At 69.2% G+C, this 15,353-nt stretch carries 15 protein-coding genes; 6 read left to right on the forward strand and 9 right to left on the reverse strand.

Annotation, left to right across the window (positions count from 1 at the left end):
* Positions 1–58 precede the first annotated feature (58 nt).
* The 5 genes from VGF12_RS24050 to VGF12_RS24070 form a co-directional block, all read right to left on the reverse strand.
* Positions 59–1,723, reverse strand: a complete 1,665-nt coding sequence (locus tag VGF12_RS24050) for a long-chain-fatty-acid--CoA ligase (protein ID WP_331178576.1) — start codon at positions 1,721–1,723, stop codon at positions 59–61.
* The gene (locus VGF12_RS24055; protein WP_331178577.1) at positions 1,720–2,592 is read right to left on the reverse strand and encodes a DMT family transporter; all 873 of its coding nucleotides are present in this window, start codon (positions 2,590–2,592) and stop codon (positions 1,720–1,722) included. Before VGF12_RS24055 ends, VGF12_RS24050 begins: the two co-directional genes overlap by 4 nt.
* Positions 2,589–2,798 (reverse strand): cysteine-rich CWC family protein, encoded by a 210-nt coding sequence (locus tag VGF12_RS24060; RefSeq protein WP_331178578.1) that lies wholly within the window; start codon positions 2,796–2,798, stop codon positions 2,589–2,591. The genes VGF12_RS24055 and VGF12_RS24060 overlap by 4 nt, the downstream gene beginning before the upstream one ends.
* A complete protein-coding gene (locus VGF12_RS24065; protein ID WP_331178579.1) occupies positions 2,795–3,493 on the reverse strand; it encodes a hypothetical protein in 699 nt (232 codons plus the stop codon). Before VGF12_RS24065 ends, VGF12_RS24060 begins: the two co-directional genes overlap by 4 nt.
* Before the next feature lie 240 nt (positions 3,494–3,733).
* Complete coding sequence (locus VGF12_RS24070) at positions 3,734–5,080, reverse strand: DUF4397 domain-containing protein (protein WP_331178580.1); 1,347 nt, start codon at positions 5,078–5,080, stop codon at positions 3,734–3,736.
* Positions 5,081–5,265: 185 nt separating this feature from the next.
* On the opposite strand from VGF12_RS24070, the gene VGF12_RS24075 reads away from it, so the two are divergent.
* On the forward strand, positions 5,266–7,317 hold the full coding sequence (locus tag VGF12_RS24075; protein ID WP_331178581.1) for an NADPH-dependent 2,4-dienoyl-CoA reductase: 2,052 nt from the start codon (positions 5,266–5,268) through the stop codon (positions 7,315–7,317).
* Between the two features lie 32 nt (positions 7,318–7,349).
* On the opposite strand, the gene VGF12_RS24080 is transcribed toward VGF12_RS24075, so the two are convergent.
* Complete coding sequence (locus VGF12_RS24080; protein WP_331178582.1) at positions 7,350–7,556, reverse strand: hypothetical protein; 207 nt, start codon at positions 7,554–7,556, stop codon at positions 7,350–7,352.
* A 189-nt stretch (positions 7,557–7,745) separates the two neighbouring features.
* Entirely contained in the window at positions 7,746–8,423 is a 678-nt protein-coding gene (locus VGF12_RS24085; protein ID WP_331178583.1) for a DNA alkylation repair protein, read from the reverse strand.
* A gap of 72 nt (positions 8,424–8,495) precedes the next feature.
* Between VGF12_RS24085 and VGF12_RS24090 the strand changes: the two genes are divergently transcribed.
* A complete protein-coding gene (locus tag VGF12_RS24090; RefSeq protein ID WP_331178584.1) occupies positions 8,496–10,037 on the forward strand; it encodes a thioredoxin family protein in 1,542 nt (513 codons plus the stop codon).
* On the opposite strand, the gene gstA is transcribed toward VGF12_RS24090, so the two are convergent.
* Positions 10,030–10,638, reverse strand: a complete 609-nt coding sequence (gene gstA, locus VGF12_RS24095; RefSeq protein WP_331178631.1) for a glutathione transferase GstA — start codon at positions 10,636–10,638, stop codon at positions 10,030–10,032. The genes VGF12_RS24090 and gstA overlap by 8 nt on opposite strands.
* A gap of 200 nt (positions 10,639–10,838) precedes the next feature.
* Here gstA and VGF12_RS24100 point away from each other — a divergent pair, with 200 nt between their 5' ends.
* The 4 genes from VGF12_RS24100 to VGF12_RS24115 are packed head-to-tail and all read left to right on the forward strand — an operon-like array spanning position 10,839 to position 14,756.
* Entirely contained in the window at positions 10,839–12,314 is a 1,476-nt protein-coding gene (locus tag VGF12_RS24100; protein WP_331178585.1) for an alpha/beta fold hydrolase, read from the forward strand.
* Complete coding sequence (locus VGF12_RS24105) at positions 12,311–13,093, forward strand: ATP-binding cassette domain-containing protein (RefSeq protein WP_331178586.1); 783 nt, start codon at positions 12,311–12,313, stop codon at positions 13,091–13,093. The genes VGF12_RS24100 and VGF12_RS24105 overlap by 4 nt, the downstream gene beginning before the upstream one ends.
* The gene (locus VGF12_RS24110) at positions 13,090–14,268 is read left to right on the forward strand and encodes an ABC transporter permease (RefSeq protein WP_331178587.1); all 1,179 of its coding nucleotides are present in this window, start codon (positions 13,090–13,092) and stop codon (positions 14,266–14,268) included. Before VGF12_RS24105 ends, VGF12_RS24110 begins: the two co-directional genes overlap by 4 nt.
* Entirely contained in the window at positions 14,265–14,756 is a 492-nt protein-coding gene (locus VGF12_RS24115; RefSeq protein ID WP_331178588.1) for a hypothetical protein, read from the forward strand. Before VGF12_RS24110 ends, VGF12_RS24115 begins: the two co-directional genes overlap by 4 nt.
* Here the strand turns inward: VGF12_RS24115 and VGF12_RS24120 are convergent.
* Positions 14,753–15,244 carry a hypothetical protein gene (locus VGF12_RS24120; RefSeq protein WP_331178589.1) on the reverse strand — a complete coding sequence of 164 codons (492 nt, stop codon included), beginning with the start codon at positions 15,242–15,244 and terminating at the stop codon, positions 14,753–14,755. The two genes, VGF12_RS24115 and VGF12_RS24120, sit on opposite strands and share 4 nt — an antisense overlap.
* Positions 15,245–15,353 lie beyond the last annotated feature (109 nt).

Here is a 15,353-nt window from a genome sequence, read left to right on the forward strand (position 1 = left end):
GCAGCCATGAACCAGGGCGCGGCGCGCACCAGCGCCGTCAGCCGCTCGACGTCTTCGCTCACTTGGCGCGTTCGCGCTCCTGCAGCGCCCGCCACATGACCTTGCCGGCACCGCTCTTGGGCAGGCTGTCGACGAACTCGATGAGGGCGGGCACCTTGTAGGCGGCCATATGGGCGCGGCACCAGTCGCGCAGCTCGCCTTCCGTCAGCGACTCGTGGCCGGCGCGCCGCACGACGACAGCCTTGACGGTCTCGCCACGGTAGGCGTCAGGCGCCGAGATGATGCAGGCCTCGGCCAGGCCGGGGTGGGCGTGCATCAGGTTCTCGACCTCCGACGGCCAGACCTTGAAGCCGCTCGCGTTGATCATGCGCTTGAGGCGGTCGGTCATGAAGAAGTAGCCATCGGCGTCCACATAGCCGATATCGCCGGTCCGGAAGAAGCGCCGGCCCTCGAACTCGATGAAGGCGGCCGCAGTGGCTTCAGGCTTGCCCCAGTAACCGTCGAAGACCATGGGGCCGCTGACGATGATCTCGCCGGCCTCGCCGGGCGGCAGCTCACGCAGCGTGTCGGGGTCGATGACGCGGGCGTCACAGCTCAGGTAAGGCACGCCCAGGCATTGCTGCTTGGGCGCGTCGTAGGGGTTGCTGTGGCTGGGCGCGGCGGTTTCCGTCAAGCCGTAGCCCTCGTTGTAGCGCAGACCCCAGCGTGCCAGCAACCGCTCGGCGACGGCCTGCGGCATGGCTGCGCCGCCGCCGCCGATGCTGACCATGCTTCGCATGTCGAAGCTGTCGACCTGCGGGCTGGCCAGCAAATCGATGACCATCGTCGGGATGTTGGTCCAACGCGTGACGCGGTGCTCGGCAATGAGGCGGGCGGCGTACTCGCGCTGCCAGCGCGGCATCAGCACCAGGGCTGCGCCGCAGGCCAGCGTGCCGTGCATGACGACCACCATGCCGGTGATGTGGAACATGGGCACGACGCCCAGCACCACGTCCTCGTGGCTGCCGTTGGCCCACAGGCCACCCGCGAAGACGTTGTGCTGCAGGCTGCGGTGCTTGTGCATGCAGCCCTTGGGATTGCCCGTGGTACCGCTGGTGTAGGGCAGCAGCGCCAGGTCGTCGGCGCCCACCTCCACGGCCGGCGGCACGGCCGCGCAAGCCAGGGCATCGCCCCAGGGCGTGGCGCCGGCAGGCAGGGCGACGTCGGCATTGAGCCAGTCGGCCCAGCCGCTGGGCAGGCCCTGGCCGTCGGTGCGGCCACCGGGCAGCACCTCGGCCAGGCGGGTGACGAGCAGGTCGCGCGCCGCCATGCCGGCGGCCAGCCATTCGGCGCTCAGGTCGACGCTGGTGACGGCGAGAACGGCGCCGCTGTCCTCGACGAGGTGCTTCAGCTCCGCCGCGCGGTTCATCGGGTTGACGGGCACGACGACACCGCCCAGGCGCAGGACCGCGTAGTGGGCAATGACGAGCTGCGGGCAGTTCTGCAGCCCCACCAGCACGCGCTGGCCCTTGGTGATGCCGCGCCGCGCCAGCCAGGCGGCCAGGCGCTCGACCTGGGCAGCCAGCTCGGCATAGCTCATCGTCTGGCCCAGGAAGACCAGCGCCGCCCGCTGCGGGAAGCGGCGCGCGCTCACGAGCAGGTTGTCGTGCAAGGCCGTGGCAGGCGGCTCGATGGCATGCGGCACACGCGCCGGCCAGAACTTGTGGTGTGCGCGAAGGCTCATGCGCGGGTCTCCGGTTTCTTCGCGACGACGAGGTAGACGCCCAGCAGCGTCACGCCCATGCCCGCGATGGCTTGTGCGCCCAGTGTCTCGCCGAACAGCAGCCACGCCATCACCGAGGTGACAGAGGGGACCAGATACATGGTGCTGCTGACCGCCGTCACGCGGCCATGGCGCAGCATGTAGAACATCAGGCTGATGCCGCCAGCCGTCAGCACGAGCACGCTCCAGGCCATTGCGGCGATGACGGCGCCATTCCATTCGATGCGCATGGGCTCCAACATCCAGGCCGCTGGCAACGTCACCGCCAGCGCCGCAGCGAACTGCACCACCTGACCGGTGCGCAGATCGAAGTGCGGCACGAAGCGCTTCTGGTACAGCGTGCCGCCGGTGATGGCCAGCAGCGCCATCACGCTGAGCAGCAGCGGCAGGCCCAGGCCCGTCCCCAACGCCAGCTTGTGCCAGATGACAAGAACGACGCCCACGAGACCCAGCGCCACACCCGCCCATTGCCGCGGCGCGACGCGCTCACCGATCAGCGGCGCCAGCGCGGCGACCAGCACCGGCTGCAGATTGACGATCAGCGCCGCCGTACCTGCCGGCAGCCCTTGCCGGATGGCGACCCAGACGCCGCCGAGGTAGACGGCCTGGATGCCGATGCCGGCGACCGCCAGATGCAGCATCTCTCGCCCGGTCGGCCAGGCGGCCCGCGCGGCCAGCGCCAAGCTCAGCATCAGCGCGACGACGCCGGCGTAGCGCCAAACCAGGAAGGTCAGCGGATCGGCATGGGGCGCCGCCAGCTTGGCGACGATGTAGCCCGTGGCCCAGATGAAAATGAACAGCGGCGGGGCCAGGCGGTCGAGAGCGGTCATGGAGGGGTCATCGAGGCCGCCGCCAGCTCGCGCAGGCAGGGCAGGCACAGGCAGCCGCTGTAGCGCGCGGCCAGCTCGGCGCGCAGCGCGTCGGTCAGGCGCAGGTCGAAGCAGTCACAGCGGCCGGCTTGCGCACCGCAGGCAAAGGCACCGCCACAGCGCGGACAGGTCGCGTCCGGCACGGGAGCAGGGGCGGGCGGGTTCATAGGGGTGATTGTGGGTCGTCCGGCGGCGCCAGCGGCGTCGCGCGAGCCAGCGCCATCCAGGTCGCGAAGTCGGGCTTGTGGGCGCGCTTGGGTGCCGGCCGGGCGAGCTCGAGGTGGCTGTCGTGGCCGATCATCACGCCGTATTCGGGCGGGATCTCGTCGGCGTCGGCGATGCCGGCCTTGATGACGAACCAGCATTGGCCACACAGCGCGCGGTAGGCGGCGGACTTGGCAGGGCGGCGCAACTCGCCGAGCAGGTCGGCACGGCTGACCTTGATCTCGTGGATGGCGGGTTCGAGGTAGTCCTCGACGGTGCTGTTGCGCAGGGAATAGACGTCGGGCATGGCGTTGACCCACAGCGTCTTGCCACCTTCCTGGGCGTCCGGCGCGGGCAGGCCCGCGCGCAGCGCGAGTCCACGCCAGGCGATGCGTCCCGCGCGCTGCATCTCGAGGGCGACGCGCTCCACCAGCAACTCATGCGCGTCGCGCGCGGCCCGATTGCGGCTCAGCGACGCAGCGATATGGGCGACCCCGGCGTCCGTCACGCGCAGGCGCTCGCGGCCATCCGCCTCCTGCAGGCGCTCGACCCAGCCGGCCGCGAGCAGCTCCACCTCGACCAGATCCTGGCTGGGCCAGCCGGCGCTGCGCCAGAGCAGGCGCAGGCGCTGCAGGTGAAGGCGGGTGGGTGCGGACATGGCGCCAGAGCGGGCGGGTCAACGGATCGGCAGGGGTCGCCGCCAGCTCGACGTCATTCGCGGGATGCCGCGTGGGCTGGCGATGCACAGGCGGATGCCGAAGCAGTCGCCACGGCGCGGGCGGCTGAGGGCGATGAGATGGCGCCGCGGCTCATGGCCGGATTGTCGACCAACCAAAACAAAGCCCCTCAGGCCTGGGGCGTGAGGGGCTTCGAAAGAAGGCCGGAATCCGGGTCGGGATCAACGGTCCTTGATGAACATGCCGGTAGCGCCGGGCATGGTGGGCGGCGTCGTGCCAGCATTGACCGTGGCGTCGCCCATGATCAGCGCCGTGTAGACGCCATTGGCCGTCAGCGGGGTCAGGCTGGTGGTGCCGCCGTTGGTGCCCGGGTTGTACAGCGGGTTGGCCAGCAGCGGCGACGTGATCTGCACCGTTGAGCCCGTGGTCGACGAGATCATCGCCGGGGCCGAGCTGGAACCGGACGACACGTTGGAAGCCAGCGTCGTGTAGTCCACCACCAGCGAGGCCAGCGGGTTGTTGCCCGACAGCGCGTTGATGAGGCGGATCTTCACGCTGCCCGTGGTGGTCGGCAGGCGGTTGTCGTCGACCAGCACATTGAACAGCGGGTTGGCGGCCGTGCCGTACAGCAAGAGGGTGTAGTCCGTGCCCGCCACCAGGTTGGGCGCCGCAAAGTTCTGCACCGTGCCGTTGACGTTGACCACCAGGTTGCTCGCGCCAGCAGGCAGGCTGATGTAGTCCGCCCGGTTGGGCGACGGCGAGTTCACCAGCAGCGTCTTGCCCTGCACCGTCGAGTTGGCATAGGTGCCACCCGCCAGACCGTTCACCATGCGCACGCGGCTCAGGGTGTTGGGGAAGCTGGTCACGGCACCCTTCTGGACCAACTTGAAGCCATTGACGAGCGTGCCGCTGCTGGTGGAGGTGAAGATCAGCGAGTTGACGCTGGCGGAGTCCAGCGTGACGCTCGAGACGTCCAGGCGCAGGTCGGTCTTGTTGTTGTAGCCGGTGACGCGCACACGATACGTGCCTGCGTTGAGCTGGATGTAGCCGCTGCCCGCGCCGCCGACCAAGCCGGAAACAAAGGGGGTGGCATCGGCCAGCGTAGCGTCGGCCGTGGTGATGTAGACGTCCAGCTGGCCCGCGTCCGGGGCCAGGTTCAGCGCCAGCACCTTGACCTTGCCGGAATCCGGGGCATCCTGGGCTTCCTGCAGCAGGCTGGTGCGCACGCTGCCGGCAAAGCCGTAGGCGATCAGCGTGTAGCTGCTGTCGCCGGCCAGCGAAGGTGCCAGCGCCGCAACGCTGTTGCCCACGTCACTGGTCTGAACCTGGGTCGACGTGTTGGCGGTGTCCACGCCGCCGTAAGCGCCGACGGTGGTTTGAGCGACCTTGGAGTTGATGGTCTTGTCGTTGACCACCAGATCAAGGTTGGCGTAAGACTGGGTGGCGTTGAGCAGACGAATCTGCGTCGAGCTGCTGCTGCCTCCGCCGCCGCCGCAGGCAGTCAGGAATGCAGTGGCCGACAGGCTCAGCGTCAGGACCAGTCGCGTGGCCCAGGGGGTGAATCGCATCGAAAACTCTCCGAAAAAACCAAACCGCCGGGCTGAAATCCCAATACGCGGATTCGTGATTAGAACTCAAGCCGAGGATGTCACGATTTCCACCAACTAGCGGCCGGTGAAGAACTGTTGCTGATGCGGGCACAGGCAGGAGAACCCTCCGCTTGTCACACCACCGTGTCGCTAGCATCACCGGCATGAACTACCCCCACCTCCTCGCCCCCCTGGACCTCGGCTTCACGACACTGAAGAACCGCGTGCTGATGGGCAGCATGCACACCGGACTGGAAGACGGCAGCAAGCATTTCGAGCGCATGGCGGTGTTCTTCGCCGAGCGCGCCCGGGGCGAGGTGGGACTGATCGTAACGGGCGGCTTTGCGCCCAACATCGAGGGCTGGGCCAAACCCTTTGCCGGCACGCTGGCGACGTCCGGCGCCGCGAGGCGGCACAGGATCATCACCGACGCCGTCCACGCCGAGGGCGGCAAGATCGCGCTGCAGATCCTGCACACGGGCCGCTACGGCTATTCGCCGCTGTGCGTGGCCCCCTCGCGCATCCAGAGTCCCATCAGCCCGTTCACGCCGCGCGAGTTGAGCGCCCGCGGCATCGAACGCCAGATCCGCGCCTTCATCCGCTGCGCGAAGCTGGCCCGCGAAGCGGGCTACGACGGCGTCGAAGTGATGGGCAGCGAGGGTTATTTCATCAACCAGTTCCTGGTGGCGCACGCCAACCAGCGCACGGATGGCTGGGGCGGCTCGTACGAGAACCGCATGCGGCTGCCGCTGGAGATCCTCACACGCATGCGAGAGGCCGTCGGGCCGGACTTCATCATCATCTACCGCCTCTCCATGCTGGATCTGGTGCCCGATGGCAGCAGCTGGGACGAGGTGGTGGAGCTGGCGCGGCGCGTGTCGCGCAGCGGCGCCACCCTCATCAACACAGGCATCGGCTGGCATGAGGCGCGCATCCCGACCATTGCGACCAGCGTGCCGCGCGCCGGCTTCGCCTGGGTGACCGCAAAGCTGCGCGCCAAGTTGCGTGAGGAAGGCATCACGACGCCGTTGATCACCAGCAACCGCATCAACACACCCGAGGTGGCCGAAGGCGTGCTGGCCGACGGCAGCGCCGATATGGTGTCCATGGCGCGGCCCTTCCTGGCCGATTCGCATTTCGTCAGCAAAGCCCGCCAGGGCCGGGCCGACGAGATCAACACCTGCATCGCCTGCAACCAAGCCTGCCTGGATCACACCTTCGCCCAGAAGATCTCGACCTGTCTCGTCAACCCGCGCGCGGCCTACGAGCAGGAAATCGTGCTGCGACCGGTGAACGGGGCGAAGAAGCGCATCGCCGTCGTCGGCGCCGGCCCTGCGGGCCTGGCTGCGGCAACGGCGCTGGCCGAGCGTGGCCACGCGGTGACGCTGTTCGACGCGGCGGCCGAGATCGGCGGCCAGTTCAACATGGCCAGGCGCATTCCGGGCAAGGAGGAGTTCAGCGAAACGCTGCGCTACTTCCGCCGCCGCATCGAGGTCACCGGCGTGGACCTGAAGCTGAACTGTCGTGCCTCGGCGGACGACCTCAAGGGCTTCGACGAGGTGCTGCTGGCCACCGGCGTCAGCGCACGCGATCCGAAGATCCAGGGCCAGGCTGAGGGCATGGCGCGCGGCCAGGTGCTGAGCTACGTCGACGTGCTGCGCCACGACAAGCCGGTTGGCGCGCGCGTGGCCATTGTGGGCGCTGGCGGCATCGGCTTCGACATGGCCGAGTTCCTGCTGGAGGCCGGCCATTCGCTGACGCTGGACCCGGCCGCCTGGCGGCGCCACTGGGGCGTGGGCGACCCGGAGCAGGTCCGTGCGGGCCTGCTGCGGCCGGCACCCGAGGCCCCCACACGCCAGATCACGCTGCTGCAGCGCAAGGCCGGCAAGCCGGGCGCGGGCCTGGGCAAGACGACCGGTTGGATCCACCGCGCCGCATTGAAGATGAAGAACGTCGACATGCTGGCCAGCGTGAACTACGAGCAGATCACGCCCGAAGGCCTGTGGGTCAGCTACGGTGAGAAGCGAGCGGATGCCCAGTTGATCGAGGCGGACACCATCGTGCTGTGCGCCGGCCAGGAGCCGCTGCGCGAACTGGCGGCGCCGTTGAAGGCAGCGGGCGTCAGCGTCCACCTGATCGGCGGTGCGCTGGAGGCCGGCGAGCTGGATGCGAAGCGGGCCATCCTCCAGGGCACCAAGCTGGCCTGCACCCTCTAGGCCCAGGCCGACGGGCCCCGGCCAGGACGGGCTCAACTCAGGGAGAGTTCCCAGAGCTGAAACAGGATGTCGTTGTCCTGTTCGACGACATGCAGGCCCTGGGCCAGGTCGAAGCTCGAGTCGTACCAGCCGCAGAGGTCAGGCAAGCGCGTCACGGCGGTGTCGCGGGGACGGGGCAATGCGGCCTGCGACGGCGTGACACCGGACCCGCAATGCGGGGGCGTGCTGGAGAGTTGCATGGCGGGAGTCCTGAAGGTGTTCGAGATCGTGCAAAACGTCACGCCCTCAGCTTCGGCGCCAGCCCGCGTCCCGGCCATCGGCCTTTGGGTGGGTCGAAGGGGGATGACGGGTCTCGCCCTCCCCCCTGCTCCCTCCAAAGAGGGAGTGGAAACAGGATCCGGCCGGCGCGTGCGGTCCGACCCAGCCCCTCAGGTGGCGCGGCGGCTCAGCTCACGCCTGGCGTCGTTGCCTATCCAGCGCGCCGACCTTCCCTCCCGCAGGCAAAGGCGCTCCGCCACAGTGAGTGCCTGCTCACACAACCCGGGACTGCGTTTGCCGATCTGGCGCAGCGCCCAGTTCACGGCCTTCTTGACGAAGTTGCGGTCGTCACCCGCTGCGGCCTCGATGAGAGGCAGGCGGGCCAGGAAGTCGGCGTCCGGCCGCGCCTTCTGGTGCACCGCGGCGACGGCCAGCAGGGCAAAGCCCGCGCGCTTCTCGAACTCCGGCCCGCGCACCGCCCAGCGCGGGATCGCGTCCCAGGCCAGCGGGCTCTTCACGAATGCATTCAGGCAGGCCTGATCGCAGACGTCCCAGGCGCGCATGCCAGCGACCCAGTGGTCCATCTGCGCAACGGTCAGCCGGGCCGGCTCGGCCACCATGCCGGCCAGGATCTGCGCGTCAGGTATGCCGCTGTCCCACAGCGCCAGGGCCAGTTCGTGGTCGCGGCCGAACTCGCGGGCCAGGGTGCGCAGCGTCGGCACGGTCAGGCCCAGGCGGCCATCGCCGGTCAGGCCGAAACGGGCCATGGCATCGAGTTGGTCGGGACGGCCTCGCGAACGCAGCGCCTGGAGCGCCTCATCCAGGCGCTGATTGAGCTTATTCGGCATGCGCAGATTCTGCGGCGGTGCGGGCAACGCAGAATCCAGGCTCCGCCACGAGCGCCCGTTCACCTTCACACGATGAAGCCCTCTCGCCTGTTCGCCGCCCTCGCGACCACCTTGCTGCTATCCACCGCCCCCGTGGCCCACGCCGGCCCCGGACCCGGGGTGAGCTGGCAGGCCGCGGCGGCCGATGCCGACATCGACCGCCATTTCGCCCAGGCCCGGGCCGAGAAGAAGCCCGTGCTGCTGTACTGGGGCGCCAAATGGTGCCCACCCTGCAACCAGCTCAAGGCCACCTTGTTCAACCGTGCCGACTTCATCGAGCAGAGCAAGGCCTTCGTCGCCGTGGGCATCGACGGCGATGCTCCCGGCGCGCAGAAGCTGGGCACCCGCTTCAAGGTGCGGGGCTACCCGACGCTGATCCTCTTCAGCCCGAACGGCAGCGAGATCACCCGACTGCCTGGCGAGGCCGATGCGGCCCAGGTCATGAAAGTGCTGCAACTGGGCCTGTCCAGCGGCCGCCCGGTCAAGGCTGTGCTGGCCGACGCCAAGTCCGGCAAGAAGCTCAACGCCAACGAATGGCGGCTGCTGGGCTTCTACGGCTGGGAAACCGACGAGCAGCAGTTGCTGCCCGCGGACCAGCGCCCCGCAACGCTGGCCCAGCTGGCCAAGGCCAGCGAGGGGGTCGATGCCGAGACGACGACGCGGCTTTGGCTGAAGTCCATCGGCGCGATGGCCGAAGGCAAGGCCGCAGATACGGCCCAGTTGCCGCGCCTGCGCGCCGTGCTGGCCGACGCCGCCCAATCCCGCGCCCAGATGGACGTGCTGACGAACGAGGCGCCCGACCTCGTCAAGGCCTTCGCACCCCTGCCCGGCGCGGCGCGCGCGGCGCTGGTCGCGGAGTTCGACGTCGCGCTGAAGCGGCTGAACGAGGACCAGACCCTGTCGCGTGCCGACCGCCTGAACGCGCTGCAGGGCCGCATCGATCTGGCCCGCCTGGACTCGGCCAAGGACGACCCGCAGCCCAAGGGCCTCCCCGCCGCGCTGCTGGCCGAAGCCCGCGAGCAGGCTGGCCGCGCCAACCGTGAGGTCACCGATGGCTACGAGCGCCAGGCCGTCGTCACCGAGGCCGCCCATCTGCTGGGCCGCGCCGGGCTGTGGAAGGAGAGCGACGAGCTGCTGAAGTCGGCCCTGGCGCGCAGCCACTCCCCCTACTACCTGATGAGCCAGCTCGGCGGCAACGCCAAGAAACAGGGCAAGAAGGCCGACGCGCTGCGCTGGTACGAGGAGGCCTTCGACAAGAGCGAGGGCCCGGCCACGCGGCTGCAATGGGGCTCGAACTATTTCGGCGCGCTGGTGGAGCTGGCGCCGGAAGACACGGCCCGCATCGAGAAGGCCGCATCGCAGCTGTTCACCGAGGCCGCCAAGGACCCGGGTGCCTTCTACGAGCGCAGCGAGCGCTCGCTAAAGAAGGTGACCGGCCTGCTGGGGAAATGGAGCCAGACGCCCGCACAGACCGCAGCCGTCGGGCGGCTCAAGGCCCAGCTCGATGGCGTCTGCAACAAGCTGGACGCGAGCGACGCCAAGGCGCGCTCGGCCTGTCGCGCCCTGCTTACTTGATCAGGCCCTCGGCCTTCATCGCCGCCTGCACGGCGGGGCGCTGGCGCACCCGCTCCATGAAGGCACCCAACTGTGCCAGGCCGGCGATGTCCACGCCGACGAACTGGCTCCAGTTGGCGACGGTGAACAGGTAGGCATCGGCCACGCAGAAGGCATCGCCCGTCAGATAGGACTTGCCGGCGAGCTGGCTGTCCACCCAGGTGAAGCGCTCGACCAGCTTGGCGCGGAACAGCACCTTGGCCTCCTCGGGCAGGGCCGGGTTGAACAGCGGCGAGAAGCCCTTGTGCAGCTCGCTGGTGATGAAGTTCAGCCACTCCTGCACGCGGTAGCGGGCGAGCGTGCCCGCAGCCGGAATCAGGCCGCGCTCGGGCACCTGGTCGGCGATGTACTGCACGATGACCGGCCCTTCGGTGAGGCGCTCGCCGTTGTCGAGTTCGAGCAGGGGCACGTAGCCCTTGGGGTTGATCGAGTAGTAGTCAGTGCCGTCCTGCAGCTTGTGGGTCTTGGTACTGGCCAGCACGGCCTCGTAGGGCAGGCCGGCTTCCTCCAGCACGATGTGGGGAGACAGCGAACAGGCGACGGGGCTGTAGTAGAGCTTCAAGGGCAACTCCATGGTGGGTTCGAATGACAGGGCCGCGAGGCTAAGCCACGCCGCCATTCCGTGCACGGGACGGGTCTTCACCCCCTCGAACCGGCCACGCTGCCGTTCATGTCGCCGGCCCTGCCATTCATCCTGCAGGCCGAGGCCGCCCCCGGGCCACAGCGCCATACTGCGGGCCGTTTCAACAACCCGGATCCGGCATGCGCGAACCCTGGCAGCGCCTCCTCCTTCTCCCTGCCCTGTTGATGGGGCTCGGCAGCGTCGCGCAGGCCGCGCCGCTCCAGCCCTGCCGCGTCGACGGCATTCCCACCGAGCTGCGCTGCGGCAGCCTGCAGCGCCCGCTGGATCCGGCCCGGCCCGATGGCGCCCAAGTCGACATCCACTACCTCGTCGTGCCGGCGATGGCGCGCAACAAGCAGCCCGACGCCGTGCTGATGCTGGCCGGCGGCCCCGGCCAGAGCGCGATCAAGGTCGCACCGCACATGCTGCCCCGGCTCTCGCGGCTGAACAATCGGCGCGATTTGGTCTTCATCGACCAGCGCGGCACCGGCAAGTCCGCGCCGCTGGACTGCCCCGATGACAGCCAGTTGCCCATCACCGAGCAGCTCGACAGTGCCGCGCAACTTCGGCGCCTGGACGTCTGCCGCGCGACACTGGAGAAGTTGCCCTACGGGAAAGAAGGCGGCCTGCGCTTCTTCACGACCGCCATCGCCATGCAGGACATGGAGGCCGTGCGCGAAGCTCTGGGCGTGCCGCAGTGGAACCTCGTGGGCGGCAGCTACGGCACGCGCGCCGCTCTGGAATACCTGCGCCAGTTCCCGACCAAGGTGCGGCGCACCATCATCGACGGCGTGGCGCCGCCGGACATGGTGCTGCCGGCCAGCTTCTCCACCGACGGCCAGGCCGCGCTGGACAAGCTCTTCGAGGCCCATGCCAAGACCCGGCCGCAGCTGCGCGCCGACTGGCAGAAGTTGCTTGCCTCGCTGCCGCGCGAGGTGACTGTGGCCCAGCCGCTGACCGGCGTGCCCGAGCGCTTCACGGTGACGCGCGCATTGCTGATGCGCGCCGTGCGAGCACCGCTGTACCAGCCGTCGCTGGCCGCAGCCCTGCCCGCCGCCATCCACGCAGCCGCGGCGGACGGCAACTTCGCCGGCCTGTTCGGATTGGGCAATGCCTTCGGCAGCAACCCGGCGACGCGCCTGGCCATGGGCATGCATTTCTCCGTCATGTGCGCGGAAGACGTGCCCCGCCTCGCTGGCGCCAAGGACACGCCCGGCGCCGATTTCCAGGCCCTGGATGCGGAGATGTACAGCAGTGTCTGCAAGACCTGGCCCCGCGGCGACGTGCCGGCGGACTTCTACAAGATCCCGCCCACGCCCAGCCCCGTCCTCGTCATGAGCGGGGGGGCCGACCCGGCCACGCCGACACGCCATGGCGATCGAGTGGCCCAGGCGCTGGGCGCCGGCCATCCGGAGCGCGTGCAGCATCTCGTCGTGCCCGAGGCGGGCCACGGCGTCATGGCCGTGGGCTGCGTGCGCGACCTGATGTTCCGCTTCATCGACGCCAAGACCGACGCTGCCGCCCTGCCCCCCAACTTCACGAACGACGCGACCTGCGCGACCCGCATTCCGCGTCCCACGGCGTTCCAGCCCGTCCAGGGAGGGACGGCCCAATGATCGACATCCAGGACGTTCACAAGCAGTTCGCGGCCCAGACGGGCGGCAGCCTGTTCAAGCGCGGCACCAAGCGCATCGTTCATGCTGTGCAGGGCGTGAGCCTGCGGGCCGAGAACGGCCGCATCACCGGCCTGCTGGGCGCCAACGGCGCGGGCAAGACGACCACGCTGCGCATGCTGGGCGGGCTGTTCCCGCCGGACGCCGGCCACATCACAGTCGATGGTCTGGTCGTGAAAGACGCGCCGCTGAAGGCCCTGGCCCGCATGGGCATCCTCGGCGACGCGCACGGCCTGTACCCGCGCCTCAGTGCCCGCGAGAACATCGTCTACTACGGCCGCCTGCAGGGCATGACGCCCGAGGCCGCCAATGCGCGCGCCGAAGAGCTGGCCCGGCTGCTGGAAATGCAGGCCATCCTGGACCGTCGCGCCGATGGCTTCAGCCAGGGCGAGCGCATGAAGACGGCGCTGGCACGCGCCCTGGTGCACGACCCCGCCAACATCGTGCTCGATGAGCCCACCAACGGCCTGGACGTGCTGGCGACCCGCGCGCTGCGCGAGGCGCTGCGCTGGCTGCGCAGTCCCGAGGGGGGTGGCAAGTGCATCGTGTTCTCCACGCACATCATGCAGGAGGTGGAGCAGCTGTGCGACGAGGTGGTCGTCGTGTCCAAAGGCCGCAGCGTGGCCCACGGCAGTGTGCCGAGCCTGCTGGAACAAGCCGGTGAAGCCCGGTTCGAGGACGCTTTCGTGAAACTCGCATTCCCTGAAGAGGTGGCCGCATGAAACAGGCCCTGATTGTTTTCGCGAAGGAACTCTCCGACGCGCTGCGCGACCGCCGCACGCTGCTGCGCCTGCTCATCCCCGCGCTGCTGATGGGCCCGCTGCTGCTGATGGCCCTGTCAGGCCTGATCGCGTCCCTGGAGAACCAGGCAGAGCGGCGCGAAGTGGTCGTGTACGGCGCGGAGAACGGACCCACCCTGATCAACTTCATCGAGCGGCAGACCTACAAGGTCGTCACGCTGAAGGACGCCAAGACGCGCGAGGGCTATGAGGCTGCGCTGCGCCAGGGCAAGAACTCCGCGCCCCTGCTGGTGATTCCGGCGGACTTCGAGGCGAAGCTGCTGCGCGGCGAGTCGCCCGCCGTGGAGATGGTGACCGACAGCGCCAACCAGCGGGCCAGCGCCGGCGTGGGGGCGTTGCGCGGGCTGCTGCGCGGCTTCAACCAGGAGCGCGCGACGCTGAACCTGGCCCTGCGCGGCGTCTCCACCGAACTGCTGGAATCCATCGACATCGCGGAGCGCGACCTCGCCAACGCCCAGGCCCGCGCATCGCGCCTCACGGCCATGATCCCGATGTTCATCATCATGGCCGTGCTCTACGGGGCGCTGACCGCCGCGCTGGACAGCACGGCCGGTGAACGCGAGCGCGGCTCGCTGGAGCCGCTGCTGATGAACCCCGCGCCTCACGGCGCCATCGTCGCCGGCAAGTGGGGCGCCGTCGCGCTGCTGGGCATGGCAGTGGCGCTCCTGTCCTCGCTGAGCTTCGTGCCCGCACAGTGGCTGCTGAGGAGCGACAGCCTGCAGGCGATGTTCCAGTTCGGGCCTGGCGAGGTGCTGGCCTTCTGGCTGTTGCAGATCCCGCTGGCTGCCGGCCTGTCGGCCCTGTTGATGGCGCTGGCCATACGCTCCAAGACCTTCAAGGAAGCGCAGGCGGGCAGCACGCTGGTCGTCACCGCCGTCAGCCTGATGCCCATGGTCAGCCTGCTCAACCCGGGCGGCGAGGCCCCCTGGTATCTGTGGGTGCCGGGACTGGCGCAGAACACGCTGATGCTGGCCGTGCTCAAGGGCGAGGCCTTGCGCTGGAGCCAGGTGCTGCCGGGCGTCGTCGTCGGCTTCGCGCTGGCGGGCGTGGCTTTGGTGTACGTGGCGCGCTCGATGCGAGCGGCGGTGGCGCGATGAGAGCGCTGGCCCTGGCCGCTGCCCTGACCCTCGCCGGCTGCGCGAGCTTCGAGGCGGCCACGCCGCCGGACTACGTCGGCGCCACCGTCAACGTGGCCGACCAGGCCCAGCAGGTCAGTGGCCGGCTGCTGCACGTCTTCGAGATGACGCAGGTGGACGGGCGCCGCCTGTCCACCACCAGCCGGGCCACGGTGAGTGCCAACCAGGGCCGCGGCTTTGCCGTGTCACCCGTGGCGCTGACGAACGAGCTGCCGCTGCGGCCCGCCCGCGTGACGTTGCAGGCCATGACGCAGTACGCCGCGCCCATCCTCGCCATGACCAGCCCGACCTGCCAGGTTCGGGGCGAGGTGACCTTCAGGCCCGAGTCAGGCAAGGCCTACCGCGTGGCGGGACGCATCACACCCGAGGCCTGCGAGGTCTGGCTCGAGGATCTGGACACCGGACAGCCCGTCACCGACAAAGTCAGCGGCAGGGGCACCCGGTCCTAGAGCCCCCGGGCCGCCGCGGCCAGCAGCGCCCGCGAGTACCACCGGTGAAAGCCCAGCAGCGCGTGGAAGATGCCGCCGAAGCGCGGCTCGCCACCGCCCGCAGGCTGGCGCGGCAGGACGGCGGAGCCAAACCACAGCGTCGTGCCGGCCGCGCCAGGCTCGATCTTGAACCAGGAGCGCGTGGCGCCGCTGTCTTCGTGCATCAGCAGCTCGTCGCCCTCGCGCGCCTCGACGGTCCAGATCGCCAGCCGGCAGCCCTCGCCGCGCGCCACCGCCCGCGCCATTGCGTCACTGGAGGGCTTGCCGAACAGCCCGAGCAACGCGCGCTCCACCTTGAAGAGCCGCGTTGTGTAGAAGGCTTCGACAAACTCGGCCAGCGTTACGGCTCGTGGCAGCTGCAGCGTGTAGGCGTCGGCATAGGCGCCGCGCCGGTGGGCGAGTCGGGCCAGCAGGCTGGCGGGGGGGAGCGGTGTGTTCTGTGGCGCCATGTCCCTGCCAAGCGTAAGCGCCGATCGCAGCGATTAACGCAAGCGATTGGCCGCCAATGATGAGAATGATTATCATTTAACTATTGATAGCTTCTCATCGATAGATCCA

Origin of the sequence: Roseateles sp., assembly GCF_036404855.1 — a bacterium.
Taxonomy (GTDB): Bacteria; Pseudomonadota; Gammaproteobacteria; order Burkholderiales; family Burkholderiaceae_C; genus Pelomonas.

Coding starts and splice junctions, on each gene's coding strand:
- VGF12_RS24050 (WP_331178576.1), bottom strand. CDS start 1,723: ATGAGCCTTCGCGCACACCACAAGTTCTGGCCGGCGCGTGTGCCGCAT.
- VGF12_RS24055 (WP_331178577.1), bottom strand. CDS start 2,592: ATGACCGCTCTCGACCGCCTGGCCCCGCCGCTGTTCATTTTCATCTGG.
- VGF12_RS24060 (WP_331178578.1), bottom strand. CDS start 2,798: ATGAACCCGCCCGCCCCTGCTCCCGTGCCGGACGCGACCTGTCCGCGC.
- VGF12_RS24065 (WP_331178579.1), bottom strand. CDS start 3,493: ATGTCCGCACCCACCCGCCTTCACCTGCAGCGCCTGCGCCTGCTCTGG.
- VGF12_RS24070 (WP_331178580.1), bottom strand. CDS start 5,080: ATGCGATTCACCCCCTGGGCCACGCGACTGGTCCTGACGCTGAGCCTG.
- VGF12_RS24075 (WP_331178581.1), top strand. CDS start 5,266: ATGAACTACCCCCACCTCCTCGCCCCCCTGGACCTCGGCTTCACGACA.
- VGF12_RS24080 (WP_331178582.1), bottom strand. CDS start 7,556: ATGCAACTCTCCAGCACGCCCCCGCATTGCGGGTCCGGTGTCACGCCG.
- VGF12_RS24085 (WP_331178583.1), bottom strand. CDS start 8,423: ATGCCGAATAAGCTCAATCAGCGCCTGGATGAGGCGCTCCAGGCGCTG.
- VGF12_RS24090 (WP_331178584.1), top strand. CDS start 8,496: ATGAAGCCCTCTCGCCTGTTCGCCGCCCTCGCGACCACCTTGCTGCTA.
- VGF12_RS24100 (WP_331178585.1), top strand. CDS start 10,839: ATGCGCGAACCCTGGCAGCGCCTCCTCCTTCTCCCTGCCCTGTTGATG.
- VGF12_RS24105 (WP_331178586.1), top strand. CDS start 12,311: ATGATCGACATCCAGGACGTTCACAAGCAGTTCGCGGCCCAGACGGGC.
- VGF12_RS24110 (WP_331178587.1), top strand. CDS start 13,090: ATGAAACAGGCCCTGATTGTTTTCGCGAAGGAACTCTCCGACGCGCTG.
- VGF12_RS24115 (WP_331178588.1), top strand. CDS start 14,265: ATGAGAGCGCTGGCCCTGGCCGCTGCCCTGACCCTCGCCGGCTGCGCG.
- VGF12_RS24120 (WP_331178589.1), bottom strand. CDS start 15,244: ATGGCGCCACAGAACACACCGCTCCCCCCCGCCAGCCTGCTGGCCCGA.